Below are 26,120 nucleotides of genomic sequence, written 5' to 3'. Positions count from 1 at the left end.
CTACGTCTTAAAAAAAGAGCCAAAATGATACATCTTGGATGAGCTTCTAAAAATGGAGAAGTAACTTAAAGGACTAATATGTTTGACCAGTCGTTCTCACATCAAAACTTATTCAAAATATACGTTCATGAGAACAAGAAAGGAAATAATCTTGCTGAACGCTTCTTCGAAGATGTAAGCGAAGAGTACACGAAGGTCAAACGTGCAAGAAAGTTAATCAGTAAGATTTATTCTCGACGTCGTTACTATTCGCCAGCCGTATTTGAGAAACGAGTTCTTCTCCTGTATAGATTGCTTCGCGAAGTAAAAAACAAAAAAAATGAAGTAGTCAGAAGTCACCTAAAAATCATCTCAAATAAAATTTCCGAGAGGAAATTTAAATTCTCACTAACCAAGCTAGACGAAAAAGTAAACGACAAAGATGTTTTTATTACTGGCAGTTCGGTCGACTCTTTCTTTGCCGAAAAACAAATACAAAAAAATATAAAATATACCTATGGTGTGAAACAAGCTGATAGAGACCTAATCGTTCCACAACTTCGCTCCGTTTTGGCTAACAAGTTTCCCAAGATTATTATCAAAACTGACATAAAGTCTTTCTACGAGACTATCGATAGAGAACTTTTACTGAAGAAGCTAAATAGGAGTCCAATCCTCAGCCTCACCACTCGAAAAATCATTGCAAGACTACTTGAATCATACGAAGAACAGTCTGGCGCGAGCTTGGGCATTCCCAGAGGTGTCGGTGTCAGTGCCTACTTAGCAGAGCTTTATATGAAGGATTTCGATGCGGAAGTAGAAAAGTTACCAAGTCTTATATATTACGCACGTTATGTTGACGATATCGTCATAGTACTTTCACACACACCGGGGAAAGACTCCCAACACCACCTTGATTTTATCGAGTCAAGGCTTCGCGAAGAGCAGTTAAGCTTAAACCTTACCGGCGACAAAACAAAAACTATTGATTTCAGCACAGCAAATTGTAACTTTCAGTTTGATTATCTTGGTTATAAATTTAAATGCGCCAGTGGTAGCGTAAAACTTGAGTTGGCAGATAAGAAGAAATCCAAGTATCACAAACGAATAAGTGACGCTATTAACGCCTACAACAAACACTCAAAGCGACAACCCCAAAAAGCAAGACGAGAACTTTTATTGCGACTTAAATTTCTGACCTACAACACAAAACTTTCCAATAATAAAGGAAACGCGGTCGTAGGGATTTACAACTCAAACCGATGGATAACAAGCTCTGATTGCCTCCAGAATCTTGATCATAAACTCCAAGGTTTAGCTAACGCGATAAATAACGCAGGGTTAAGAAATCGAATATCAAAATACTCATTCAAAGAAGGCTTTGATAGAAGACTATTTGCAAATTTCACTGCTCAAGAGTTCTCAATAATAACTAGGGCATGGTCAAAGTGAAAAAAACCATAAGAATAAAACTAAAAAAAGAACGAGCTATCCTGTCTGATACTCTTCCATATGAAACCCCGATTACTTTTTCCAATAGGTTTTTCTACGAATTCATTATTGAGAACTCTCTTGAAGTTGAAGGTGACAAGATTATATGGAACAGCTTAAATGAAGCCAATGATGCTGTGATGAGGTTGCTTTTTGGCATAAGTGAAAATGAAGTAGAAAAAAATGGTGCCAAGAGAACCATCGTCATTAAAAATGGCACCTTTATTACTGTGCCTTTTCAATATGGGGTTAGCCACAAAGAGGATAGTTATAGAAAGCTCTCCGTACCTCATCCTAGAAATCAACTTCAGATAGCCAACTTCTATGAGAAGTACAAAGAATTGATTCTCTATTATTCTAAGAGGTCAAAATTCAGCCTTCGCCACCCGCATAAAATTGCCGACACTAGACTCTTTGACGATGAAAGAAAAAGTGCTTCAGTAGTACTTACCAACCAGTTTGATAAAAATCTTTCCTACCGCAATAAGCATCTAAAATCCTTTTTTGGATACCAAAAAATTAGAAATATACATGAGTTCTTTGAGTCAAAGGCATACCATCAATGCGAGAAGAAATACAACGTAATGGCTCAGCTCGATATCTCAAAGTGCTTCGATTCAATTTACACTCATTCCATTGCGTGGGCACTACTAGGTAAAGGCCCCGTTAAGACAGAGCTTGCTAATGTAGGCAACAAAACATTAGCTGGCTCATTCGCAGATGACTTTGACTCATTGATGCAAAAGCAAAACTACAATGAAACAAACGGTATTCTGATCGGGCCTGAGTTATCTCGAATATTTGCCGAATTAATCCTACAAAAAGTTGACTTCAACCTTGAGTCGAGGCTTGCTAAATCATCAATTTATCGTGATAAAGATTATTCTATTTTTAGATACGTAGATGATTATTTCGTCTTCTTTAATGAAGAAAAAATATACAAAGTGATAGTTGATACGCTTCTCGAGCACTTATCAGAATATAAACTCGGCTTAAACACAGAAAAAGAAATCGTTTATAAAAAACCTATAATCACTGAAATAACCATAGCAAAGAGAAAAATATCTGAGCTACTGAACGATAAGATAAAAATAGATATTGATGAGGACGAAGAAAAAGTAGATGAAGAAGGAGAACCATTAAAGTACGGAAACATTTTTATTCACGCCAAAACATTGATCACAACATATAAATCAATACTTTCTGAGAGTGGGGCAGAATACAAAAGCGTGATTAACTACACGCTCACAATAGTAGAATCAAAACTCAAATCTATTTTTAAGAAATATTCGCAAGTTCAGTACGACTACAAAACTCACAGAGACCTATTGGATTCTATAGACGCTTGTATTGAGTTCGCGTTCTTTATTTACAACGTCGCTCCGAGAGCCAATACAACTATAAAGCTAAGTCGAGTCTTAAAAGAAATAATCGAATTCTGTAAGAAAAAACCCATCGAAATCGATGAAATGCACCACATCTTCAAGTGTATCTCAGACAATATTTCGTTTGTAATAGAGAAGTATGAGACAAAAAACTATACACAGGTTGAGACGCTTTATTTGCTGACAGTTTTGTCAGAACTAGGTAAAGATTACTGGTTGCCTGAGCCATCTTTAGTTAAGTACTTCGGAGGAACATATAATAGAGGTAAGAAAACCGTTTCTTTTGATAGCAGTTTGAACTACTTTTCGATAACAGTAATTCTTTTTTATATGCGTGATAAGTTACGTTATGGCAGGGCGAGAAAGGCCATCAAGAAAACTATAAAAGAAAAGCTAAAATCCCCTGAAGCTTCGCTGAAGAAAGACTCAGAGTTATTCTTCCTTTTAATAGATTGTATCAGCTGCCCCTACTTAGAGAATGGATTCAAGCAAGACCTGCTTAAACACTTTGGCATATCTAAAAAGAAGCTTCGAGACGAGATTATTAATCTGAGACAAAATTGGTTTACCAAATGGGTCAATTTCAGCTTTGCAGATGAACTTGACTCCAAACAAAGTGACGAAGTATATTAATCGCACTTCGCATCGCGCCAACCGCTAATGACTGTAGGCAGTCCCACACACCCGCGAAGCGCATTATTCGGTCCTATGCATGGACGATTTTGCTTAAGCAGTCCGGTGTCGAGCTGCTTCCAAATTTATTTTTATCAATAAAGAAAAAACGCGATGCTTTGCAAAGTTTTTGCAAAGCGTGAGGCGCTGACGGCTAGCCACCGCCATGACTGGGTCAAAATAGCCACAATCTTTTCAAAATCCGTTGCTAGCGATAGCGTGGCGGTTCAAGTCCGCCCACTGGTACCATCTTCTTCTAAAGAAGAAGATACTGAAACCGACCTTTGAGTCTGTTTTTTTGTGTCTGAAATTCAGCAAATCGCCACGCAAGCGTGTCGGTCCAAGACATAGCCATATATTGAAGCTCCTCAAAACTCTCGATCTCCCTAAACGAACGACCTTTTACGATTTAAAGCAGTACTACTAATACGGCAACCCATTTTTAACTCACTTAACCAATTGATTCTAATTATATTTACATAATACTCTGCCAGTCGCTTACATAGTTACCAAAACACCACTAGTTGAAAACAGTTAAAAGGTTACTAAAATAAACCACCTAGAGACAACGAGATTTATTTCAATTTTTGGGAGTTTTGAGATGACCACTACAAAAACAGGCAATGTACTAATTATTAATGCACACCAGTATTACCCTTTCTCGGAAGGCAAGCTAAACGCATCTTTCGTCGATAAAGCAGTAACGCTGCTTGAAGCTAAAGGCTACAACACTCGCGTAGTGACAATGGCCGAAGAACACAACGTTGAAGAACAGTTGGCCCATCATCAGTGGGCTGACATCGTTCTTCTACAGGCACCAATCAACTGGATGGGTGTGCCATGGTCATTCAAAAAGTACATGGATGAAATATACACTGCAGGTATGGGCGGCGCCCTATGTGCCGGCGATGGTCGAGTTGCCGAATCACCGAAGAAAAACTACGGCACAGGCGGTACCCTTACCGACGTTAAATATATGATGTCTTTAACCTTCAATGCTCCAGAAGAGTCATTTAACGACAGCGAAGAGTTTTTCGAAGGTAAATCTGTAGACGATTTACTATTTCCAATGCATATGAACTTTAAGTTCTTTGGCATGAAGCCAATGGAAACTTTCGCTAGCTTTGACGTAATGAAAAACGCCGATGTAGAAAACGACTTTAAACGTTTTGAAGCTCATATAAACAAGCATTTTTAAGGAATTATCATGAGTACTGAATACACCAATAAGTTACATGCAGGTTCTGCCTTTCCAGATATTTCAGCAAAGCTGTTAAATGGCGACACTATAAAGTTAGCGACACCTGAGAACGGTCTTGATTGGAAAATGATAGTGGTTTACCGAGGGCAACATTGCCCACTTTGCACTCGATACCTCATTCAACTTGAGAGTGTTAGGGGTTATCTTGCCGAAACTGGCGTAGACCTTATTGCAGTATCTGGCGACAGTAAAGCGCAGCTTGAAAGTCACCTTCCTAGGTTGGACATTAACTTTCCAATTGCGTACGGCTTAACGGTGGAGCAAATGGAAGAATTAGGCGTTTATATCTCTGATCCAAGGTCGCCTCAGGAAACTGATCACCCGTTTTCTGAGCCAGCGCTGTTTGTTGTGAACAATGAAGGTAATGTGCACGTCGCTGATATTTCTAACAACCCATTTGTTAGACCTGAGTTAGAGACATTAGTAAGTGGTTTGGGCTGGATTCGTAACCCTGATAACAACTACCCTATTCGCGGTATGCACAAATAGGAGCTTCTATGAAAAAAGTGGATAATTTCGTAGCAGCCCTTTTGGCAACGGGTACTATGTTATCTGGGTGTGCTATGGCGAACGATGACAATACAGGACACGCTCATATTGTATCGCCAAAGCACTACACTCTTCTTTTAGAAAACGAAAACGTGCTCGTTTTAAAGATGACGCTTCAGCCCGGCGAGGAAGACACTTGGCACAAACACAATGCTGAAACCGTTTATTTTGAAGATGGCGGAAAAGCCATCATCAAAACAGCTGACAAAGCAATGACCTTAGAAATCCCTGATGGTTATGTCATGTGGCATGACGAATGGGAGCACCAAGTTAAAAATATTGGTGACTCAACGATTACTGCAATAATTGTGGAAGCTAAATAACCAAGCCTTCGATTATAGTAAGTGATAGGAACGCGTTTAAAGTTAGTGTCAGGGCTACTTGGCACTAACTTAAACACCTATGCGCATACTCATTGTTATACCTGCCTTTCCCGATAGCAGCCCATGCTGGAAACAATAGTCTTGTGACTCTTTCCTTGAAGCCAATATGGTTTTAAAGTTATCGCGTTATATATTGACTTGCGGTACCTAGGAGCCAAGTGCCCTAGGATAACGTTGTCTAGTATGGAGTAACAATTGAAGTCCCCCAACAAACCAATTAAAGTCGCTCAGCACAAACTTTTATCACTTTCTGAAAGGCTTTAATTAATGAACATTGAACGAATGGAAACCAAGCAGCGCATGAGTCGTATTGTGAAACACAATGGCGTTATCTACTTATGCGGGCAAGTATGCGCAGATGCCACGCAAGATATCACCCACCAAACTCAAACCATGTTAGATAAAGTCGACAGTCTACTTATACAGGCAGGCAGCGATAGAAAGCATATGCTTTCAGCGACCATTTACCTTAAATCCATGGATGATTTTGCGAAAATGAATGAGGTATGGGATAACTGGGTTCCAGATGGTTACGCGCCAGCAAGGGCATGCGTTACTGCCGATATGGCCCGCGAAGCACTGCTCGTGGAAATCTCGGTAGTAGCAGCTGAAATTATTAATTGATCAAGCAACATTACTAATTAACATATCGGCTCTGCACCTTCTTTTCAGAGCCTTATGGCCTCTTTGTAAAATAAGGCTTCCCCGTCACATCACTGAAATAAAATACCTGTAACGTAAAATATTCGCCAATGGAGCCTGCGAAGGCTTACCCTCAAACACGCAAATTGCTCCGATATGAGTTTTCATGAAAAAATTGAAACGCTATCAATACGAACGATATGCCATCCTCTGTCAACTCGCCTACCCCGACGCCGACGCGCAATACGAAAAAATACTAGATCCTTTTCATGAACGTCATCTTGTCGATAAATACGGTAGAATGAGCGTAAGGATATTGTGGGTTGAGAACAAAAAAGAAGTCATCATCGTTTTTCGCGGTTCGTTAGGCTTTAAAGACTGGTTCGCAAACTTGTTTTTCATACCCTATCGATTGCGTCAGCTGAATCGAAGTTTCTTTGTCCACTGGGGCTTTGCGAGATTACTTGCGCAGCCAATGTACTCAAGTACAAAAACGTCCGATGACGCATTACCGCTACGAGAATTACTCGTAAAAGTGCTAGAGCCACTTCGCGCACAAGGTAAGCGGTTTTCATTTATCGGTCATTCATCTGGTGGTGCGGTCGCTGTGTTAATGGCCGATTATTTTGAAAGGCGCTTCCCAAAGTCGGTAAAAAGAGTCGTTACTTTTGGGCAGCCTGCAGTGGGCACCCGCTCTTGGTACAAGCATTACACGCTACACCACAGAACCTACCGTATTTGCTGCGACCTAGACGTAATCACCTTTATGCCTCCCTTCCCTTTTTACTTCTGGCATGTGGGTAAAATGCTTTGGCTGCATGATGATAAAATTTATGAAAACACGCCTACTCACAGGCGATTTTTAATGTCTCTTAAAAGCTGGTTGTTGCGCCCTATTACCTACCACTACATGCGGAAATATATTCGCAATAAGTCGCTTTTTGACGAGCATTGAAAGCGATCATTTTTAGCCATTTGTGCGTAATTTAAAACAGTTTACTACACACATACCCACCTATACTGCTTTGTTGGCAGGAGAAAGAATATATGGCTTCAATAAAGATCGAGCGAGCGAAAGCGGCACTCAAAAACGCATTCATCGGCGACGCACTCGCAATGCCGGTACACTGGTTTTACAACCCTGCTGATATCTATAAAGCCTTTCCACTAGGTATCGAACAATTTGAAGAAGCTCCTACGTTCCACCCTTCTTCTATAATGTCGCTGCATTCCACACAACAAGGTGGTCGTGCAAACAAAGCATCAGCTAGCCAAAAAGAGATAGTGGGTGAGGTTATTCTAAAAGGAAAAAGGCAGTACTGGGGTAAAGATAACGTTCATTATCACCAGGGAATGAAAGCTGGTGAAAACACCCTGAATGCCCACTGCGCCCGTATTGTTTTGACCTGCGCACTTAAAGGTTATGATGAAAATGAGTTTTTAAACCAGTACATTAGCTTTATGCGCGCTGATGTGCCTAAACACCCTGACACATATGCCGAGTCTTATCACAGAGGTTTTTTCGCAAATCTCGTACAAGGCATTCCGGCAGAAAAATGTGGGGCAGTTACCCACGATACGGCTTCGATAGGCGCTTTCGTATCGGTGACACCTTTAGCACTAGTAGAAGCTGCTAAAAATACTGCACTTAACGACATCAAATACCTGTGTCGTAAGCACTTGTATTTAACTCATCCCGATGAGTCGTTAGCCTCAGTCTGTGATTACTATGTTGAGCTGATATACAAATTGGTTCACCGCCATGATGAATCACCCAAAGACATTTTAGATGAAGTTGCGCGTAACTCAGCAGGGTTGAACTTGCCGTCCCTTACGGCAAAGAACAAAAGTGATATTGAAGTTGTAGGGCGCATGTATTCGCCAGCGTGTTATATCTCAGACGCATGGCCCGCTGTTTTATACTTCGCTTATCGCTATGCTGATAATCCGAAAAAAGCACTGATGGCAAACACTAACGTGGGCGGTGACAACGTGCATCGCGGTTTTGTTTTAGGGGCAATACTAGGTTTAACGCACGGAGCAGAGATAACCCCATGGTTTAGTGAATTAACTGATGCGAAAAAGCTAAACTCGCTAATCGATTCTCTAGCCGAGGAATAATTAGAATACGGAAGTATTGTAGTTTAAAGCTGTGCCCTTTCAAGGCGAAGCAAATGCCTAACTTAACGCTTTGTAAGCTACTAATTAACGATATTCGCTTCACCCTAGTTAACGTTGTGACAAAACCTTACAGCCTAACTGTTTGACCCGTTTTCGCCGCTTCAGATATGGCGTTAACAATCTTAATATCAGCAAGCCCTTCACTACCAGGTACCATTGGCTGGCGCCCAGTTAATATGGCTAAAGCGTCATTATCCATTTGAAGCGTTTGCTGCATCCCGTTAATAGGTGGCAGCGTTTTCCCGTCAGACGTTGTACCCGTTACACCGTTATAGCTCTGCATTGGTTTTAGCTGATACCAACCGTCTTCACAGTCAGCTTTAAAATGATTAAACCCTTCAACTACGCTAGTGCCGCAATCTGCCACCAGCCCGTCACCAAAGTCCATGGTGAATAAGGTAGTTTCATCAACTTCAGTGAATTTTTCTGGGAAACGTTGTGGAGGGTGGCTGCCAGTTACAGACAAAGGCTCTCGCCCCGTTAAAAAGCGCGCGCTGTTTATTGCATAAACGCCCATGTCATAAAGGGCACCGCCTCCCATATGCTTTTTCATGCGCCAGTTGTCTGCCGCCCTACCTTGCCCCGCATAACCGGCGAAGCTCGATACTGCGGATATATATCCATAGGGTTTCGTTTCAAGATATTGATAAAAAGTGCGTGTATTAGGTTCGTGCTGCATGCGATAGCCAATGGATAGAGTGACGTTATTTCGATGGCAAGCATCAATGATTGCCTGGCACTCCTCACTATCCATGGCCATTGGTTTTTCACACCACACGTGCTTTCCTGTATTGGCAGCCTTTACTGCAAAGTCTTTGTGCGTACCTGTGGGGGTAACGACATAGATAACGTCGATATCTTTGTTATTGGCTATTTTTGCCATAGAACCGTATGTATATACGTTGGCGTCTTTAATACCGTACTTTCTTTGCCACTTGGGAATTTTTTCTTCGCTACCTGTGATGATGCCTCGCAGCTCACAGTGCTGGGTGTGCTGTAGCGCAGGTGCTAATAAATTTGTGCTGTAGTTGCCTAAGCCAAGCAAAGCTACGCCTAATTTCTTTTTAGGTGGCTGAGCTAACAAACAAGGGCTGTGGGCAAGGAGTAGACCTGAACCCGCTATTTGAAGGAAGTGACGACGAGTAATACGAGGCATTAGCCCTCTCCATAAGACAATAATCCATGTATGCTTTTAGTAGTGTCTTTGACGTACTCATAGATCACTTGTATTTAAGTATTGAACTTTCAACATGAATTTTTCGTAATATTTAAATCCGAGTGACACTTGTACATAACTCGCGCAAAACTCGCTTCTTATCAAAGGCTAAGACATGGATAACGCTGGCTCTCTTAACGACAAACAAAAAAAGCATTTAACTGGTGCGTACCCGAAGATTGCCAAGCAAACAAAGCTGCTTAATACCTTAGTAATCTTTGCCTTTATTTACACGTTGTATTTGGCGAAGTCACTTCTCATCCCGCTGTTTTTCTCTGCGTTTATAGCCTTACTGTTAAGCCCACTTGTCGCCATTGCTAGGAAAGTATATGTACCACGGACAATGTCAGCAGGTGTATTGATTGCTCTATTGATAGCCCCTTTCACGTTGCTTATTTTAGAGCTTGCTGAACCCGCCGAACGCTGGATGCATTCACTGCCTAAAATAGCTGCCGAGATAACAGAAGAGATAGAAGAAATTAGCAGTAGCATTGATGCCTATACGTCACCGCCTGAGGCCGCTCCCGTGGAAAAGGGGCCTTCTATTTTTGACTGGTTTGGCGACGATGACTCTAATAAACAGGTACTTACTCCGCCAGATACTTCAAATTCAGTGACCGACAAGATCAAGCAAAGTGGTATTGATCTGGGTTTGAACCTCTTCAGCAGTGCGCCTTTCTTACTAGCGCAAGTGCTTGGCTGCGTAGTATTGATCTTTTTCTTATTAGTCTTCGGTCCAAACCTCTTCCACGTTTTCATTAGAGATTTTCCAGTCGTCACGGATAAAAGACGAGCATTAGTGTTGGTCGATCAAATTCAACGAGAGCTTTCTTCATACATAGTAACGATAAGTATCATAAACACCTGTTTAGGGCTGGCTACGGCTGGCGCCTTTCATTTCTTCGGAATTGAAGATGCATTATTGTGGGGAGCGCTGGTTGCTTTGATGAACTTTGTACCCTATTTAGGCGGTATCGCTAGTTGTCTCGTGTTGCTCGTTGTGGGTCTAGTTCAATTTGGGCTTACCGGCAGCGCATTTTTACCCGCCGGTGTATTTTTAACATTAAACATTGTCGAGTCTCAGTTGATTACACCCGCTATACTGGGGCGCAGTATGCAGCTCAATCCGCTGATAATCATAATTTGGATAGCCATCACAGGCTGGCTATGGGGCGTGATAGGAGTCCTATTAGCAGTACCAATTCTGATGTGTGTGAAAATCATCTTGGAAAACGTAGGCGTTTTTAATCATTGGATTCGGCTTATCGAGTCAAAATAGCTAGCTAATTAATGCTTGTTTACACAAGCAACGCTTTAACAATACGCTTACGCCTTTACCCCTAAATCCTTGGGCGCACCGCATGCAGTTCAAAATTTACTGTGCCGTTTTTAAGCTTTTCGAGCTGCGCTGCATATTCTGATGAAGCAAGAACCGCCTCAATATCATTCACGCTATTCCACTCTAGAATCACAATCTGCTGTGGCGCTACAGCATAGGGGTTATGATCACTTAGTGATATATCCTGAGTTATGGATATCACTTTACCGCCCAACGCTTGCGCTTTTTTCGCAAAGCTGTCGATAAAAGCATAATAGTTGTTAGGTGCTTTGGGGTTCACCCAGGCCAATGAAACTGAATATATCTTGTTAGTTGAAAATGAAAGTGTGGTGGGTTTACTTACCTCATAGTCATAAAGCTTTAATGCCTCCCATGCCTCTTTTCTTAATGCCTTTATATCGCTAAACAGTGGTAGCGATTGAAATGATTTTTGTGCAGTAAGTGAAGGCCACTGGCTTACCACAAAAACATTAGGACTAAAGGTTCCTATTAGCGTTTTTTCAACGACAAGCACCCCATTTTGGGTATACCCGTATTCGCGTGCTGTTGATGCTCCCAATTCAAAATACTTGTCTCGCAGCGGACGCTTTTCCGCTTCAGTTACAGGTGCAATAAGCTGCATCACCGCTCCTGGATTAAAATGCACCGACAACACTTCACCTTTTTCATTAGCTATTACGGGCGACGCAAATAAAACACCCACCCCAAAAAACCTTAAGCCAATGAATTTAATTAACTTACCCAGCATTTCAACATTCCCTTTAATTATTAACTTTGTGGTTATGCGAATACATTAACAAGTGAATCAACCCAAAACACGGTTTGTTTTTTGTTCACAATGGTGCATTATCGTTCCATGAAAGATTGGAATGATTACGCATTAATTCTAGCCCTGCACAGGTCAATAACCCTTAGGGCGGCTGCCGTTACCTTAGGGACTACTCATACTACGGTGGCAAGGCGTTTGTCTTTGTTAGAAAAGCAATATAACGCCAGTATCTTCGAGCGCATTCCCGGCGGGTACCGCGCGACTCCGTTTGGCGAGCAGCTTGTCGCCACCGCTATGCAGGTTGAAAGTGTTATTCGCGATTCAGAACGGCTTTACTGCGCAAGTAATGAAAAACTCGCAGGCCCAATAACGCTCTCACTGGGCGAGCCCATGTCGCAGTTTTTGTTGGTCAAAGAACTCGGTGAGTTCGCTCGGCTTTATCCGTCTATTCAATTAAAAGTGAAAAGCTCAACAACCTTCGCCGACTTGGACAAAGGCGAAGCGGATGTCGTTATACGCGGGGCACCTAAATTACCCGAACATTTAATTGGAAGGCGACTTTACAAGCTAGGCTTGTGCTTTTATGCACACAAAGATTACTGTGAAAATACACCCCGTAAAGACTGGCGATGGATTGCGCCGTTAGAGAATGAAGTTTGGCCGCAATGGCTAGCACAATCGCCTTACCCAGAGGTGCCTATTGGAATAACAATAGACGACATCATCTCTCGATATCACGCTATTTTAAACGGCGTGGGTATGGGAAGAGCTGCATGCTTCATGGGCGACGTCCACCCTGACTTGGTTCGACTACCAGGGAGCGCGCCCGTTTTGAAATACGATATTTGGCTGCTCACCCACCCTGATCTGTATGAAAAGCCTAAAGTGAAATTGCTGATGCAGTTTTTAACCGATGCATTAATGGCTAAAAAATCGCTCGTTGAAGGGTAAGTTATTTAAGAATGTCGAACAATCTTACTATCGCTATATAACCAATAATGAAGCTCAATTTGTCCAAGCATGTCTATAGAAAGAATAAAAATCAATTGTCCGTTAAACTTGGCAAGATAATTGATTCACAAGGTAGAAATTAAGGTTTTAACAACGAGATTTTGACACTATGCGCCTACCTACTAAACAACTTATCAATAAAATCGAAAATTTGTCTAATGGCCTAACGCCAGAGCAGTTATCAAGCTTTTTAGATATTATTGACGCTATGACGGCGCTGGTTGAGGAAGCTGGCGAATTTAAGGAAAGTAATAAGGGCAACAAAAAAGTTGAGTCAGCGCCAGTGCCTGTACTTTCTAGCGTTGTTCACTAAATGTTATCAGCAATGTCCAAACAAGCTATTAGTTGATAAATACTGCCCATTGCAATACTTTAGCGCGCGTCCTACTTAGAAAAAGAGAAACGCGTGCTATACCTTGTTGCAGTTACAGTCCTATGGGCATTTTCCTTTTCGCTTATCGGTGAATTCTTGGCCGGCTCAGTAGATAGCTACTTTGCCGTATTAACCCGCATAATTCTTGCTGCAGCGGTGTTCCTTCCGTTTCTCAAAGTATCACTGCTAAGCGCCAAGCAAAAAGCGGTGTTGTCGGCTTTAGGTGCAGTGCAGTTAGGATTAATGTACATTTTCTTCTACCACGCGTTTTTGTATTTAACCGTGCCTGAAGTGCTGCTATTCACCATTTTCACACCGCTTTATGTCGTTATGTTAAACGATGCTCTGTTTAAGCGGTTTACTCCGTTTTATTTGTTGTGTGCACTTATCGCCACCGCTGGGGCAGCAATAATTCGTTTTGATGGCGTGACTGATAATTACTGGTTTGGTTTTGCTATTGTTCAGGGTGCTAATCTTTCCTTTGCGCTAGGACAAGTGGGTTATAAAAAGCTGACTTCGACTTTTACGGCCCAAGTGCCTTATCACAACGTATTCGCATGGTTTTATTTAGGCGCGTTAGTTATAGCTTTGCCCGCGTTTTTCCTTTTCGGCAACCCAAGTCAACTACCGCAGAACACCGAGCAATGGGGAGTGCTATTGTGGTTGGGGATTGTAGCATCGGGGCTTGGGTATTACTTTTGGAACCAAGGGGCGCTAGCCGTTTCTGGTGGTACCTTAGCCATAATGAATAACGCGCTTATTCCCGCAGGGCTGGTAGTTAATTTACTGCTTTGGCAAAAAGACACCGACTTTACACGTCTGTTTCTTGGCGGTGCCATCATTGCTATTGCGCTTTGGATGTCTCATCAATACAACAAAAAACAGAAGCAGATCTAAGCCTTACCAAAGCCAACTCTACATAGGGCTATACTCACTTACCATAGTGTAGTCTTTGCGCGGGCCTTTGACCTGCCATGTTGAGCACCACACTGGCCACGCTGTGAAGTCATAGCGCACCACGTAATTATCATCGCCACATAAGTGTTCGGCGTTCGGGTTGCTCACACTAAATGTATGGAAATGGCGCTTATCGTCGAACAACACTTCAAACAAACCCGTTTGAGGCTGCTGCCAGAAATACCGACGTTCTGCAGGCATTACGCTTTTGTTGGGCGCAGTTACCTCGCCTTTTTCGTAATACCCTAAGGTGCAACTCTCTTTATGTGCGCTGCCATTATTTTGGTCTTCTTTGCCTTTGTGTTTTTTGACTATGTCGTCTTTGCCGATGTGGCCGTTATCGACATAGCTTTCACCTACGTAGCTTTTGCCTTCAAGCCAGCTAAATTCAGCTTGGCCAGAAAAGGTAAATACATCGCCATTTCGCTGGATGATTTTGCGCGTTAGCGTCCATTGTCCAGCAAAATCGTCTAAGGTATGAGGATGATTCTCTATCATTGCTCTCCCTTACCAAAAATAGGTTACAGTGGCTGAATATTGGTCGCCGCGCCCCGGCGTTCCTGGGATTTCTTCAAAACGCTCGTCCCACAAGTTATCTACGGCCAATACTAGGTTTAACCCTTCAATTTGAGCCGGTGAATACGTAAGGGCAACATGCGAGAAGAATGCTGAGTCGCTGCCGTTTCTAAGCGCGTTGGTTTCTTGTTTTCGCCACTCGTTGTCAACGCGAACTTCAACTGTATCGGTTGCAAACCACACCAACCCAAGGGTTGCGCGATGCGGCGGATAGTTAAGCGCGTAAAAGCTCGCGTCTACCTCATCAATTCGATAGTCTTCAGACTTGTCTAAGTAGGTATAGCTTGCCACCACATCTGCACTATCAAAGCGCTTAACTGCAATCAACTCAATACCCAGGGTTTCAATATCAACCGGGTTTGCACTGCGTGCTGAAGTAGCGTCGAAGCTATACGTCCAATCTGTCAGCTCGTTATCCCAGCGATAGAATACGGCGGTATCAACTTTGAAAGAGGAATGATCAAACGATGCCCCAAACTCTAGGTTTTTGCTGACTTCCCGCTGTAACTGGTTGTTACTTCTAAACAGACCGCTTGTGATGCTGCCGCCTACAGCAGTGTAGCCAGCCACCTGCGTCGCCTCTGCATACGAAAGATAGAGTGTACGCGAGGCATTACTCCCTGTTTGGGTAAGCCAACTAATATCGCCCACAAAAGACAGTCGGTCGTCGTCGCGATTTGTATCGTCAAACGCCCCACCTAAACGAACAGTAAGTGATTCATTGCTGTTCAGCTGAGTTCGATACTCGGGTACTAGGCTTATTTTGTAGTAGTCGCGAGAGGTGAAGTTGTTCTCTAGCGTGGTTGATGTGATGTCGTCTGCAGTAAGCTGTGCTGCATATTTGATACCAAATTCTTGCGATACATTATGAGTACCCGAAAACGCGAATGACTTCACTTGGGTTTCGTGAAATGCCTGAAACGATTCAGGATTTTCACGTGAGAACACGTAATGGTCGTCATTCTCTCTGTAGTAAGCAGAAACTTCAAAGTTATTTTCTATACCCTTTTCGCCGTAGCGCTGTTTGTGATTTAGCATAACCAAACGAGTTTGAATGTCTTCTGTCTCGTTTACATTAAAAGGCGTGTACAAGTTAGGCCAGCCAAAAAACTTTTGCTGAAAGCCATAAAACAAATCAGTTTGTGAATCGTCACTTGTTAGCTGAATACGCCCTGACGCACGTTCGAAATTATGATCACCATTAGCGATAGAGCCATCACTTTCAGAGCGAGAATACTCCCCTTCAACCCCAACAGACCAACCGGGTGAATCACTAAACGCGTGCTTTACTGCACCGTGTACACGCTGCAAATTGAAGTTGTTATTACCTACTCCCACTGACACACTGCCTGCTGTTTGGATGGGACGCCAGCCGTAAGACACCGTACCTACTGAGCTGTTGACGCCGTAAAGCGCATTATCGACGCCTGTGAAAATACTCGGTTTCGTCAACATTTCTGGCGCGATGGGAATTTCAGCGAAATAATGACCCGTTTGCGGGTCAATAAGCGTTGCGCTTCCTATGCGAAACCCCGTGTTTTCGAAGATACCGCCGCGAATAGTGACGTCAGCCTGCGCTTCTGCCATGTTCCTCGACTGCAAATCGACACGCGGGTCGTACTCTAAATTTGAAATAGGTGAATTAAACGTGCCTACCGGCTTGTTATTCGCGGTCGCCGCCCCTTCAATCGTAATTTTCTCCACGCCTTTTTCGTTACTGTTCACGCCAGCGTTGGCGCTTGAAGTATCAACACTTTCAGCGGCCATGGCGGCAAAAGGTACAGTACAGAAGAGTAAAGAGAGTGTTGTATGACGCATTTAGTGTCCTAGTTCAAATTTACGGGTAGCCAGCAATAAGGCGTGACAAAAACGCGAAGTGTATAGCATTGGCAGGCAGAGGAAAACGCCAGAAAGTTGAGTTTGGACCAGTATATTCACTTTGCAACAACGCTTTGTAATAACGCTTTGCGCGTTTTCACCTTCCGAATGAAGCGCCCGATATGCAATTAGTCTTCAAGAATCATTAATCTCACCTTTTGGTTCCTAAGCCCTCTTGCGGAAAGAAACGAGATAACATAACATCTACCGCCTTTTTTATAACCTGCTGAAGACACGTAAAACCTTGCTTATGCTTAACATTAAATTACCGTTTTTATTTTCGCTAGCTGCACTATCGGTAAATGCCGCTGCGCAAAGTGATGAAAGCTCCCTTCAAGCTGCTCATGATGAACTTGAACACATTGAGGTAAAAAGACACTTTCAGCCATACCGTGGTAATGTACCGCTAATCGACACCCCACAAGCAATCGACCGAATTACTGCTGATACCTTAGCGAATGAAGGGATCACGCGCTTCATCGATGCGCTAGATTTTGCGCCCACCATTGTTAGACAAAACAACTCTGGCGGCATGTTCGATAGCTTTGCGATCCGAGGTTTTTCTGGCGATGAAAATAACCCATCGGGTTATTTAATAAACGGCTTCAACGTGCGTGGCTATAGCGGTAATAGAAGCACGGTTAACGTTCAAACCATAGAAGTAATGAAGGGTCCGGGCTCAGCCTTATATGGTCAAGGTGAACCTGGCGGCACCATTAACGTTATTACCAAAAAACCTCAGTTCGAAGAGCAAGGCTACATCCAGGGTACCGTAGGTAATTTTGATAAAAAACAAGTAGAGTTCGATTACACGAACGGCATTAATTCAGACATGGCGTATCGCGTTAACGGTTCATACGAAGACTCTGATACTTATCGCGATAACGTGTTTTTCAAGAATTTGAACCTTAACCCTTCATTTATTTGGAACATTTCTGATCACACCAGCTTAAGCTATCAGATGGAAATATTGGATCAGGAAAAGCCGCTTGACCGCGGTGTGTTCATATTGAATAACGACTTTGACGCTGTAGATGCCGAAGACTTCTATGGTGATGTAAGAGACGGTGCCCATGAAGTTAAAGCCTTTGGACATCAGCTAGTGTTAAATCACGAGTTGAATCACAACTGGCATTTACTCAGTGGCTTTGCATATAGAGACTCGTCGTTTGAAGGGCAGTCTTCAGATACTGAACTGTCAGAAGGCCGTCAGCTTTTGTATACCGACCCATCTATACTTTCAAGGCAACGTAGAACCCGTGACTATCAAGCGCAAGACTTATCACTACGCTTTGAATTAAGTGGCGTGGTAGACGTGGCAGGCTTCGTAAATAACGTCTTGTTTGGTTTGGACTATTACAACTACCACATCGACACAGACTATCGTCGTTGGCGCACTGCGTGGGGTGCTGGTGATACCACTTACAGCATCAACCCTGAAAATCCAGACTACACTATTTTCAGACCTGACGTTACGCCCACTACACTCACGGCTGAAAAGCAAAAAGGGTTAGGTTTCTACGCACAAGATGTTATAGAACTTAGCGAAGCAACCAAGCTTTTAGTTGGCTTTCGCGTGGACAAATTCGAGCAAGACATTCTTAATAAGTTAAGCAATGAAGGGCAAGAACAAGACCAAACGGAAGTGACACCGCGCTTTGGCTTCGTGTATGAAATCAATGATTCTGTTAGCCTTTACACTAGCTATGCAGAAGGTTTCAGACCTAATCCCGGACTTGACTCTGACCGCAATGCGTTTGACCCTGAAGAGACCACCTCTTTTGAGGTAGGAGCTAAGTGGGAAAACATTGCTGATATGTTTTCTGGTAGCGTCGCTATTTTTGATGCGGAAAAGACCAACATGCTTACCGCTGAACCTAACACTGGCTTTTCAGCTACACTCGGTGAAGTTGAAAGCCAAGGGGTAGAATTTCAGTTAACGACTGACCTTACTTCAGACATTCGCCTTGATATGGCCTACGCGTACATAGATGCTAAAACCGCAAACGAAGTCAATAACTTGGATTGGGGCGTGCCTATTCCTAAAGGGTCGCGCTTAATCAATATTGCCAAGCATTCGGGGTATATCTCGCTTAACCATTTCACCAGCGTATTTGAAAAAGAAGCGTTCTTTGGTGTGACCATGCGTTACGTGGGCGATCGCTTAGGGCAAACCACCGATCCAACATTCATTTTGCCGTCTTATACCCTTGTGAACTTAGCAGGGTCAGTGAATATCAGCGATGCACTTTCTATGAGGTTTGACGTAAATAATCTGTTCGATAGAGATTATTTTGAGAACTCATACCATCAGCTTTGGACCATGCCGGGTTCACCAACTAACTATACGGTGAGCCTTAAGTACCAGTTCTAGTAATAAGTTTCGAAAGCCTGTGTTTCAGTAAGTTCTTTTAAACTGCGCAAGAGGCACGTTTAAAACTGAAAATAAAAGCCGGAAGCGTTTTCACGCTTCCGGCTTTTCAATTTTATAATTCCAACAAATGTAAGGCTTGTTTTCCTTACTACAAACTCTCTAAATCAAACGCGCCTTGCTTTGAGAGCTTTTCGTTCAATGGCTTCACTTCTTCACCAAACAAGGTTTCTAGCTGCACTTTGTACTGCTGCCACTTTGACTCTAAGTCTTTCAACCGTTTTAGTGCACCAGCTTGTGCAGGCGCGCCGGTTCTGTCGAAGTTGTCCATTAAGAAGCGGACTTGTCTGTCGAGCATATTGGGCCAGTTAATGTCGTCTTCAAAGGTTTGGTGTTTTGGCTGAATAACCAACGCTTCCCAATCGTCAATTGCACTAACAATGCGCTCGATTGAAGCCGACACATCGCTTGCCAGCATTACGTTATCTTCAGACACACCGTTTAATTGTGCTCGCACATCACGGGCTTTTTGCAGGTGAGCAAACAAATCATTTAGTAAGGTTTCTGTAGCCTGAATGCTCTTTTCAACCACTTGCAGTTGCGCTTTATCTGCTTCTTCTCTTGGGTCTGGAAGTACTTTAAACGCGCGAGTTTGTGCCTGTTCACCGACAGTGATTTTCGCTTTGTAGTCTCCAGGCATAACACGGGCGCCTTTCCAACCACCAAACAGCTTTACATTCTCGATGCAGTTCAACGGCTCACGTCGAAGATCCCATACAAATTCGTTGTAACCCGCTTTTGCTGCTGGGTGTTTAAATTTGATGGGGCTACGAACGTCTTCATTACCCTTTGCGCATTTTTCAAATGCACTAGGTGCCGATGACAGTGTGCGAACCAGCTCGTTATCGGCATTAAATATATCGATACGCAGCGTTTGCTCTTCTTCTAATACGTCTTTCAGGTAATAACGGAAGGTAGCACCACGTGACGGGTTTTTCGCTTGAGGCTGGTCAGTCATGCCACCGCCAGATAGCAAGCGAATGCCATCTACGGGTTCAAACTGAAATAGCGCTTCGCCATCTAGCGACTTGTGCACTTCACGTAGCGGGCTCATGTCGTCTAATATCCAAAAGCCTCGCCCTTGGGTTGCAATGACCAAATCATCACCTTTAACCTGCATATCGGTAATCGCCACAGGCGGAAGGTTTAAGTCTAATTCTTGCCAGTGTTTACCGTCGTCGAAACTAATAAACATACCGCTTTCTGTACCCGCGAACAGCATACCTTCGCGCTCTGTATCTTCACGCACTACGCGAACAAAGGCGTCCTCTGGTAGGCCTTCGTCAATACGCTTCCAGCGCTTGCCGTAGTTGTCGGTTTTATAAATGTAAGGCGTGTAATCATTTAATTTATAGCCTGCTACCGCAACGTAAGCTCTGCCTTGTGCGTGAGGGCTAAGTTCTATGGCATTGACCTGCGCTTCTTTTTTGTGAGGGGTGATATCTTTCCAGTTTTTGCCCTCATCACGGGTTATATGCAGCTTACCGTCATCGGCTCCCACCCAAAGTTCGCCTTTGTTAACTGCTGATTCGGCAATATAGAAAACCGTATTGTAGTATTCAGCCCCAGCTTGCTCATTGGTAATGGGTCCACCGTTCAAGCCTTGCTTTTCAGGCTCGTTACGGGTCAAGTCTGGGCTAATTTCTTGCCAGTTCACACCTCGGTCGGTCGTTTTTAAGATCATCTGCGTGCCATAGTATACGGTGTCAGGATCGTGTTTTGACACTATTACTGGGGCATTCCAGTTGGTGCGGTACTTTTGATCCCGTGCGTTTCTGCCAAACACATATTCAGGGTAAGGCATAATGGGCCGCGTTAGCCCAGTATCGCGGTTGTATTCGGTTAACGTTCCATTGATGGTAGTGGCGTAAATCAGTGTTGGATCGTCAGGGTTAAAGGCAATATGCGCACTTTCACCACCGCCCACGGCAAATTGATCTTCAATTCCTACACCGTCACCCCAGGTTTCAGACGGGGTTGCCATGGTAGTGTTATCTTGCTGCCCGCCATAAACGTAGTAAGGATTTAAGTTGTCAGTAATAACGCGGTAAAACTGCGCCGTTGGCTGATTGTAAATGCTTGACCAAGATTCACCGCCGTCGAAGGTAACGGTTGCACCACCGTCGTTAGCGTTAATCATATTTAAGCTGTTTTCCGGGTTTATCCACATATCGTGGGTATCACCGTGGGGCAAAGATTTAATTTCGAAGGTTTTACCGCCATCAATGGATTTATGCAGCTGCACATTCATCACATAAAGGGTATTTTCGTCGTTAGGGTCTACCTTGATGTGGTTGTAGTACCACGCGCGGGCTTTAAGAATATTATCGCCGTTCATTAACGACCAAGACTTACCCGCATCGTCACTGCGATAAAGGCCGCCTTCATCAGCCTCGATAATGGCATAAAGGCGCTTCGGGTTAGATGCGGCAATATCCACACCTACTTTACCGATAAGCTTAGGCAGGCCTTTTTCTAGCTTGTCCCAGCTTTCGCCGCCATCTGTTGACTTATAAAGGCCACCGCCCTCACCGCCCGATTTAATAAACCAAGGCGTTCTGCCGTGATGCCACATGCTGGCATAGAGAATTCTCGGGTTAGTAGGGTCGATAGCTAAGTCGGCAGCGCCCGTATCAGCATTAACTTTCAATACATGCTGCCATGTTTCGCCGCCGTCTATCGTTTTGAATATACCGCGTTCTTCATTAGACCCCCAAATATTACCTTGTACCGCTGCCCAAGCTATATCAGGGTTAGTGGGGTGTATGCGAATTTTGGGGATTTGACCGCGTTTATCTAAACCCACCAGCTTCCAGGTTTCACCGCCGTCTGTAGATTTATAAACACCTTTTCCGTGACTGGTAGTTACCCCTCGAATAGGGCCTTCACCCGTACCTACATAAATAACGTTTGGATCTGAAGGCGCAACGGCGATAGAACCTATGCTGCCTACCTTAAATGTTTTATCGGATATGGCTTTCCAGGATAAACCCGCGTTTTCGGTTTTCCAAACACCGCCACCTGCGGTGCCCATAAAATAAAGATTGGTATTACCTTCAACCCCAGTAACCGCCACAGAGCGCCCACCGCGATAAGGCCCAATAAAGCGATACTCCATTTTATCGAAAAGTTCGGGGTTAACCGTATCTTCAAGTGCGAATGCAGAATGCGAGAAACTAGAAAGTGCGCTTACGCAAATAGCAAAAGCGGCCACCATTTTCCGAGAAACCAGTCTCTGTGAAACCATAGATAGTGCCTTGTCGTGTTTTTATTTTTAAAAAGAAGAACTTCTTATACTGCTTTGTTGAAGGCGTTATGGCAAAAGTTTTTGTTAATGATGCTCGTATGCATTTCGCAGTAGTACTTTAACGATTTCGTTGTTCATCTGTTGCCTCAGCCCTTACAATGAATGCATTCTGTTGTTACAGCGATAGCATTAGTAGCTCACGCTGTGTAATTCGACACCTAATTACTAAAGAGACTTTTTTTATGAGATTTCTACTTTCTATAGCTTTCGCTATTACGCTTGCTGGCTGTGCATCCCTTTCTCAGTTAGCGGTTTACACGGTTTCTAACGCCGAATTAGAGCAAGTACTCGATAGCCAAGTGAGTAAGCTACAAAAGAAGACCTCACTTGCTGGCATTCCGCTTTATCTAGATGTGGAAGATATGACAGCAACCATAGGCCCAGATGGCAGAGACGTGGTTCAGCTAGGCGCTATTGCCACGGCGCGTATTAGTGCATTTGGATTGAACTACCCTGCAAAAGTGAGTCTTGCTTTAGAAGGCACGCCTTATTACGACAGTGAAGAAAAAGCGATTTTTGTGCGCTCATTATCTCTACTTGATAGCACAATTGATGCTGGCGGCTTTAAGGGTAATTTAGCCCCTGTAAGTGGCGAATTTATGCAGCTTATCAACGGTTATTTAGCATCGAACCCGGTTTATCGCTTAGACCCGACGAACAAAGCAGTAAGCATGCTTTCAACGGTACCTTTACAGCTAACTGTAGAGCAAGGGCAGCTTGCACTTCGACCTAAACAATAATCATTGAAAAAACGTAAGCAGTGTCGAGATTATTTGTGGTTAAAGGTACTAAAGTAACCTGAGCCTCGATGCTCGCAAACAGATTTTCCCATTCAGTGAAATAGGCAGGCATAGTGACAGAACGTATCAAAACACTAGATGAATTCGCAAAGCACGTAGATTACTCTTTGCTGAATACCCTTACCCCAGACCCGCAGTCGACGTGCGATGGTGACGACCATGATCCGCGCCAAGTCTTCTCAGGTCACTATGTGCCGGTTACTCCGACCCCATTGCGTTCACCCAAATACATTGCTCACAGCGAAACGCTATTTGCTGAAATGGGCTTAGACGACAGTCTGGCAACATCTAAAGATTTCACCCAGCTGTTTTCGGGCGACATGTCATCAGTGCCCGAACCTATGCAGCCTTTCGGCTGGGCAACCGGCTATGCGCTTTCAATTTATGGTACTGAATACACGCAGCAATGCCCGTTTAGAACGGGCAACGGCTACGGTGACGGCAGAGCAATCTCTATCGTTGAAGCAGTATTAAACGGCAAGCGTTGGGAAATGCAGTTAAAAGGCGCGGGGCGCACGCCTTATTGTCGCGGCGCAGATGGTCGAGCGGTATTGCGCTCTAGCGTGCGCGAATTTTTAGTGCAAGAGCACATGCATGCGCTTGGCATCCCAACATCACGCTCACTTAGCTTGTTTATGTCTGAATCTGACACCGTAGACAGGCCTTGGTATCGCGAAGGCTCTCATTCCTATGAGCCTGAAGTGATGGTAGAAAATATAACGGCGATATCCACCCGCGTCGCCCCATCGTTTTTGCGCGTAGGACAAATAGAGCTTTTCGCTAGGCGCGCACGCTGTAACGAACACAGCGAAGCATTAAACGAGCTAGAAGCCATTGTTAAACACCTTATTGAGCGAGAGTACGCAAGTGAAATAGACGCAGCAGCACCATTTGAAGAGCAAGTGGTAACATTAGCTAAGTTTTTTAGAGGCCGGTTAACTCGTCTCGTTTCTAATTGGGTTCGCGTAGGTTATTGCCAAGGCAATTTTAATAGCGATAACTGCGCCGCCGGCGGCTTTACGCTGGATTACGGGCCATTCGGCTTTTGTGAGTTTTTTGAAGCAGACTACCAACCTTGGACAGGTGGCGGTCGTCACTTCTCGTTTTTAAACCAGCCCATTGCTGCACAGAAAAACTTTGATATGTTCTGTCGCTCACTGAAGACGTTACTTGAAGGCAACAGTGAACAACTCGCTAAGCTTAACGATATTAACGACAGTTTTTCTGACGTTATGGAACGCGCCATGGAGGGCATGTGGGCGACAAAGATGGGCACTGCCAGCTACGACCACGACTTGCTTATCAAGCTGCTGAAATTAATGCTTCGCACTGGCGTTGACTACAATATGTTTTTCAGAGAGCTATCATCGATACCTGAAGATATGGCGAGTTTGACGAAGAGCTTTTACTACCCGCCTAAAGCAGAGGTGATGACAGAATGGGAAGCGTGGCTACAAACCTGGCGTGAGCGTATTGAAAAGGACGCTGAAGCACAAGTTGATGCAGCAAACGCTATTGCTGCTACCGCAGAGAACATGCGCCAAGCTAACCCTAAATTCACATGGCGTGAATGGCTTATTGTGCCTGCCTACAAAGCCGCAGAGAAAGGTGACTTTACCCAAATTCACGAACTAAAGAATATACTTACCGCGCCTTATGATGAGCAGACAGAAGAGGTAGAGAATAAGTACTACCAGCTGCGCCCACTTGAATTTTTCAGTGCTGGCGGTGTTGCACACTACAGCTGCTCTTCGTAATAAAGAGCAGCTTCAGTTTATCTACAGTGCACTTTTCCACGCAGCTTCTGGAAGTAAGTACAAACCTTTCTCGCTTGTTGCACCTTCATTCACAATATAGCCAATGCCCGCAGCCATAACCGCTAACGTCACGTCAAACGCATTAATGCTGTCTCCATAGCCCGCGGTTAAATTAAACATAGAGCCATCAGCCAAAAGATACAGTGTTTTATCGCTCAGTTTATAAGCATTTACATAAGGCATTGGCTCACTGTGTGTAGAGTTATTTTTAAGATACGGTACATCAATTTCTTGGGCTACATGACCTACGTTTAGAATAAATGCCCCGTCTTTCATGCTGTCTAAATGTTTTGAGTTCACTACGCCATAGGCACCAGTTGCAGTGGCAATAACGTCAGCTTGGCTAGCGGCTTCGTTTAAATCAACCACTGGCCAGCCGTCGTATTTCGCCTGAAGTGCTCTTGCTGGGTCAAGTTCTGCAACTTGAACCTGTGCGCCAAACGCTTTTGCCGACGCGGCCACGCCCTGCCCCACTAAACCATAACCAATAACAACCACAACTTTTTCGTGCAGGGTTAAATGGGTGGTTTGGAAGAAGGTTTGCCATGCACTTAAACCCACCATGTGCCTGTTGTGAAGCCCTTCTTTTACTGGCAAATCATCCCAGTTAAAAATAGGATAGTTTGGCGCCATTCCGTTTAAGCGATTAATACCAGAGCCCGTTGCCTCCAAGCCCGAAACGATGCCTGGTACTGGTTTATTGGCTTTGATATTTTCATGCAGTCGAGTTGTGAGGTCCGCGCCCATTTCACACAAATGGGTAGGCTGCCACGCCAGCGCTTTGTCGAATGACTCAGACCAGTCAGCATCGCTCATATCACGCCATGCATGGGCTGTTGCGCCTTTATCAACAAGGTAAGACACCACGTCATCTTGCACTGTAGTAGGATTGCACGTGGTAAGAAAAATGTCGCAACCACGAGAAAGCAGCCCCTCTACCAACGGTGCCATTTTTAAATCTAAATGCATGTTGCAGGCAAGCTTAACATTAGACAGGTCAGGAAGTGATGCAATGGCTTTGCGAGTGCGTGGCATATGCAGGCTGGCCCACGCCAACTCTGCTTGAAAATCTTGGTACATGAAAAGCATACTCTGAAGAAACG

At 43.9% G+C, this 26,120-nt stretch carries 22 protein-coding genes; 16 read left to right on the top strand and 6 right to left on the bottom strand.

The annotated features are described in order from the left end of the window. The first annotated feature begins 78 nt into the window (after positions 1–78). From drt3a to ACXAFM_RS13155, 9 genes are all read left to right on the top strand, one after another. The gene (drt3a, locus tag ACXAFM_RS13195; protein ID WP_474830163.1) at positions 79–1,431 is read left to right on the top strand and encodes an antiviral reverse transcriptase Drt3a; all 1,353 of its coding nucleotides are present in this window, start codon (positions 79–81) and stop codon (positions 1,429–1,431) included. Beyond that, positions 1,428–3,488, top strand: coding sequence for an antiviral reverse transcriptase Drt3b (gene drt3b, locus ACXAFM_RS13190; protein ID WP_474830161.1), 2,061 nt, complete (start codon positions 1,428–1,430; stop codon positions 3,486–3,488). Before drt3a ends, drt3b begins: the two co-directional genes overlap by 4 nt. Positions 3,489–3,641: 153 nt before the next feature. After that, positions 3,642–3,815, top strand: a complete 174-nt coding sequence (locus ACXAFM_RS13185) for a hypothetical protein (protein WP_474830159.1) — start codon at positions 3,642–3,644, stop codon at positions 3,813–3,815. A gap of 313 nt (positions 3,816–4,128) precedes the next feature. After that, a complete protein-coding gene (locus tag ACXAFM_RS13180; protein WP_474834880.1) occupies positions 4,129–4,725 on the top strand; it encodes an NAD(P)H-dependent oxidoreductase in 597 nt (198 codons plus the stop codon). 9 nt (positions 4,726–4,734) lie between these two features. After that, the gene (locus tag ACXAFM_RS13175; protein ID WP_474834878.1) at positions 4,735–5,277 is read left to right on the top strand and encodes a redoxin domain-containing protein; all 543 of its coding nucleotides are present in this window, start codon (positions 4,735–4,737) and stop codon (positions 5,275–5,277) included. Positions 5,278–5,285: 8 nt separating this feature from the next. Beyond that, positions 5,286–5,660 (top strand): cupin domain-containing protein, encoded by a 375-nt coding sequence (locus tag ACXAFM_RS13170; RefSeq protein ID WP_474834876.1) that lies wholly within the window; start codon positions 5,286–5,288, stop codon positions 5,658–5,660. A gap of 327 nt (positions 5,661–5,987) precedes the next feature. After that, positions 5,988–6,344 (top strand): RidA family protein, encoded by a 357-nt coding sequence (locus tag ACXAFM_RS13165; RefSeq protein WP_474830150.1) that lies wholly within the window; start codon positions 5,988–5,990, stop codon positions 6,342–6,344. Positions 6,345–6,528: 184 nt separating this feature from the next. Continuing rightward, positions 6,529–7,317: a lipase family protein gene (locus ACXAFM_RS13160; RefSeq protein ID WP_474830148.1), complete on the top strand. Its 789-nt coding sequence runs from the start codon at positions 6,529–6,531 to the stop codon at positions 7,315–7,317. Between the two features lie 92 nt (positions 7,318–7,409). Beyond that, on the top strand, positions 7,410–8,483 hold the full coding sequence (locus ACXAFM_RS13155) for an ADP-ribosylglycohydrolase family protein (protein ID WP_474830146.1): 1,074 nt from the start codon (positions 7,410–7,412) through the stop codon (positions 8,481–8,483). A gap of 127 nt (positions 8,484–8,610) precedes the next feature. Here ACXAFM_RS13155 and ACXAFM_RS13150 read toward each other — a convergent pair whose 3' ends face one another. Further along, positions 8,611–9,699 (bottom strand): Gfo/Idh/MocA family protein, encoded by a 1,089-nt coding sequence (locus tag ACXAFM_RS13150; protein WP_474830144.1) that lies wholly within the window; start codon positions 9,697–9,699, stop codon positions 8,611–8,613. 175 nt (positions 9,700–9,874) lie between these two features. Between ACXAFM_RS13150 and ACXAFM_RS13145 the strand changes: the two genes are divergently transcribed. Beyond that, positions 9,875–11,038 carry an AI-2E family transporter gene (locus ACXAFM_RS13145; protein ID WP_474834874.1) on the top strand — a complete coding sequence of 388 codons (1,164 nt, stop codon included), beginning with the start codon at positions 9,875–9,877 and terminating at the stop codon, positions 11,036–11,038. Positions 11,039–11,099: 61 nt separating this feature from the next. On the opposite strand, the gene ACXAFM_RS13140 is transcribed toward ACXAFM_RS13145, so the two are convergent. Continuing rightward, positions 11,100–11,846 (bottom strand): hypothetical protein, encoded by a 747-nt coding sequence (locus ACXAFM_RS13140; protein ID WP_474834872.1) that lies wholly within the window; start codon positions 11,844–11,846, stop codon positions 11,100–11,102. Between the two features lie 108 nt (positions 11,847–11,954). On the opposite strand from ACXAFM_RS13140, the gene ACXAFM_RS13135 reads away from it, so the two are divergent. The 3 genes from ACXAFM_RS13135 (at position 11,955) to ACXAFM_RS13125 (ending at position 14,148) form a co-directional block, all read left to right on the top strand. Further along, on the top strand, positions 11,955–12,818 hold the full coding sequence (locus ACXAFM_RS13135; protein WP_474834870.1) for a LysR family transcriptional regulator: 864 nt from the start codon (positions 11,955–11,957) through the stop codon (positions 12,816–12,818). A 169-nt stretch (positions 12,819–12,987) separates the two neighbouring features. Further along, positions 12,988–13,191, top strand: coding sequence for a hypothetical protein (locus ACXAFM_RS13130; protein WP_474805073.1), 204 nt, complete (start codon positions 12,988–12,990; stop codon positions 13,189–13,191). 93 nt (positions 13,192–13,284) lie between these two features. Further along, positions 13,285–14,148: a DMT family transporter gene (locus tag ACXAFM_RS13125; protein ID WP_474834868.1), complete on the top strand. Its 864-nt coding sequence runs from the start codon at positions 13,285–13,287 to the stop codon at positions 14,146–14,148. Positions 14,149–14,166: 18 nt separating this feature from the next. Here ACXAFM_RS13125 and ACXAFM_RS13120 read toward each other — a convergent pair whose 3' ends face one another. Together ACXAFM_RS13120 and ACXAFM_RS13115 are read right to left on the bottom strand one after the other, a co-directional pair. Further along, the gene (locus ACXAFM_RS13120) at positions 14,167–14,706 is read right to left on the bottom strand and encodes a DUF6314 family protein (RefSeq protein ID WP_474834866.1); all 540 of its coding nucleotides are present in this window, start codon (positions 14,704–14,706) and stop codon (positions 14,167–14,169) included. Positions 14,707–14,715: 9 nt separating this feature from the next. Next, positions 14,716–16,602, bottom strand: coding sequence for a TonB-dependent receptor plug domain-containing protein (locus ACXAFM_RS13115; RefSeq protein ID WP_474834864.1), 1,887 nt, complete (start codon positions 16,600–16,602; stop codon positions 14,716–14,718). Between the two features lie 310 nt (positions 16,603–16,912). Here ACXAFM_RS13115 and ACXAFM_RS13110 point away from each other — a divergent pair, with 310 nt between their 5' ends. Continuing rightward, positions 16,913–19,036: a TonB-dependent siderophore receptor gene (locus ACXAFM_RS13110; RefSeq protein ID WP_474834862.1), complete on the top strand. Its 2,124-nt coding sequence runs from the start codon at positions 16,913–16,915 to the stop codon at positions 19,034–19,036. A 148-nt stretch (positions 19,037–19,184) separates the two neighbouring features. On the opposite strand, the gene ACXAFM_RS13105 is transcribed toward ACXAFM_RS13110, so the two are convergent. Beyond that, positions 19,185–22,340: a WD40/YVTN/BNR-like repeat-containing protein gene (locus tag ACXAFM_RS13105; RefSeq protein ID WP_474830128.1), complete on the bottom strand. Its 3,156-nt coding sequence runs from the start codon at positions 22,338–22,340 to the stop codon at positions 19,185–19,187. A 242-nt stretch (positions 22,341–22,582) separates the two neighbouring features. Here ACXAFM_RS13105 and ACXAFM_RS13100 point away from each other — a divergent pair, with 242 nt between their 5' ends. Together ACXAFM_RS13100 and ACXAFM_RS13095 are read left to right on the top strand one after the other, a co-directional pair. Next, entirely contained in the window at positions 22,583–23,140 is a 558-nt protein-coding gene (locus tag ACXAFM_RS13100; protein WP_474830126.1) for a YceB family lipoprotein, read from the top strand. 113 nt (positions 23,141–23,253) lie between these two features. After that, complete coding sequence (locus tag ACXAFM_RS13095; RefSeq protein WP_474834860.1) at positions 23,254–24,957, top strand: protein adenylyltransferase SelO family protein; 1,704 nt, start codon at positions 23,254–23,256, stop codon at positions 24,955–24,957. Positions 24,958–24,978: 21 nt separating this feature from the next. Here ACXAFM_RS13095 and ACXAFM_RS13090 read toward each other — a convergent pair whose 3' ends face one another. Further along, positions 24,979–26,097 carry an adenosylhomocysteinase gene (locus ACXAFM_RS13090; RefSeq protein WP_474834858.1) on the bottom strand — a complete coding sequence of 373 codons (1,119 nt, stop codon included), beginning with the start codon at positions 26,095–26,097 and terminating at the stop codon, positions 24,979–24,981. Positions 26,098–26,120 lie beyond the last annotated feature (23 nt).

This window comes from Alteromonas sp. ABD4_190 (assembly GCF_056160105.1).
This window is presented reverse-complemented; position numbering and strand designations above follow the sequence as displayed.

Excerpts from the sequence above, each read along its gene's own strand:
- drt3a (WP_474830163.1), top strand. The coding sequence starts at position 79 with ATGTTTGACCAGTCGTTCTCACATCAAAACTTATTCAAAATATACGTT.
- ACXAFM_RS13185 (WP_474830159.1), top strand. The coding sequence starts at position 3,642 with ATGCTTTGCAAAGTTTTTGCAAAGCGTGAGGCGCTGACGGCTAGCCAC.
- ACXAFM_RS13180 (WP_474834880.1), top strand. The coding sequence starts at position 4,129 with ATGACCACTACAAAAACAGGCAATGTACTAATTATTAATGCACACCAG.
- ACXAFM_RS13175 (WP_474834878.1), top strand. The coding sequence starts at position 4,735 with ATGAGTACTGAATACACCAATAAGTTACATGCAGGTTCTGCCTTTCCA.
- ACXAFM_RS13170 (WP_474834876.1), top strand. The coding sequence starts at position 5,286 with ATGAAAAAAGTGGATAATTTCGTAGCAGCCCTTTTGGCAACGGGTACT.
- ACXAFM_RS13165 (WP_474830150.1), top strand. The coding sequence starts at position 5,988 with ATGAACATTGAACGAATGGAAACCAAGCAGCGCATGAGTCGTATTGTG.
- ACXAFM_RS13160 (WP_474830148.1), top strand. The coding sequence starts at position 6,529 with ATGAAAAAATTGAAACGCTATCAATACGAACGATATGCCATCCTCTGT.
- ACXAFM_RS13155 (WP_474830146.1), top strand. The coding sequence starts at position 7,410 with ATGGCTTCAATAAAGATCGAGCGAGCGAAAGCGGCACTCAAAAACGCA.
- ACXAFM_RS13150 (WP_474830144.1), bottom strand. The coding sequence starts at position 9,699 with ATGCCTCGTATTACTCGTCGTCACTTCCTTCAAATAGCGGGTTCAGGT.
- ACXAFM_RS13145 (WP_474834874.1), top strand. The coding sequence starts at position 9,875 with ATGGATAACGCTGGCTCTCTTAACGACAAACAAAAAAAGCATTTAACT.
- ACXAFM_RS13140 (WP_474834872.1), bottom strand. The coding sequence starts at position 11,846 with ATGCTGGGTAAGTTAATTAAATTCATTGGCTTAAGGTTTTTTGGGGTG.
- ACXAFM_RS13135 (WP_474834870.1), top strand. The coding sequence starts at position 11,955 with ATGAAAGATTGGAATGATTACGCATTAATTCTAGCCCTGCACAGGTCA.
- ACXAFM_RS13130 (WP_474805073.1), top strand. The coding sequence starts at position 12,988 with ATGCGCCTACCTACTAAACAACTTATCAATAAAATCGAAAATTTGTCT.
- ACXAFM_RS13120 (WP_474834866.1), bottom strand. The coding sequence starts at position 14,706 with ATGATAGAGAATCATCCTCATACCTTAGACGATTTTGCTGGACAATGG.
- ACXAFM_RS13115 (WP_474834864.1), bottom strand. The coding sequence starts at position 16,602 with ATGCGTCATACAACACTCTCTTTACTCTTCTGTACTGTACCTTTTGCC.
- ACXAFM_RS13110 (WP_474834862.1), top strand. The coding sequence starts at position 16,913 with ATGCTTAACATTAAATTACCGTTTTTATTTTCGCTAGCTGCACTATCG.
- ACXAFM_RS13105 (WP_474830128.1), bottom strand. The coding sequence starts at position 22,340 with ATGGTTTCACAGAGACTGGTTTCTCGGAAAATGGTGGCCGCTTTTGCT.
- ACXAFM_RS13100 (WP_474830126.1), top strand. The coding sequence starts at position 22,583 with ATGAGATTTCTACTTTCTATAGCTTTCGCTATTACGCTTGCTGGCTGT.
- ACXAFM_RS13090 (WP_474834858.1), bottom strand. The coding sequence starts at position 26,097 with ATGTACCAAGATTTTCAAGCAGAGTTGGCGTGGGCCAGCCTGCATATG.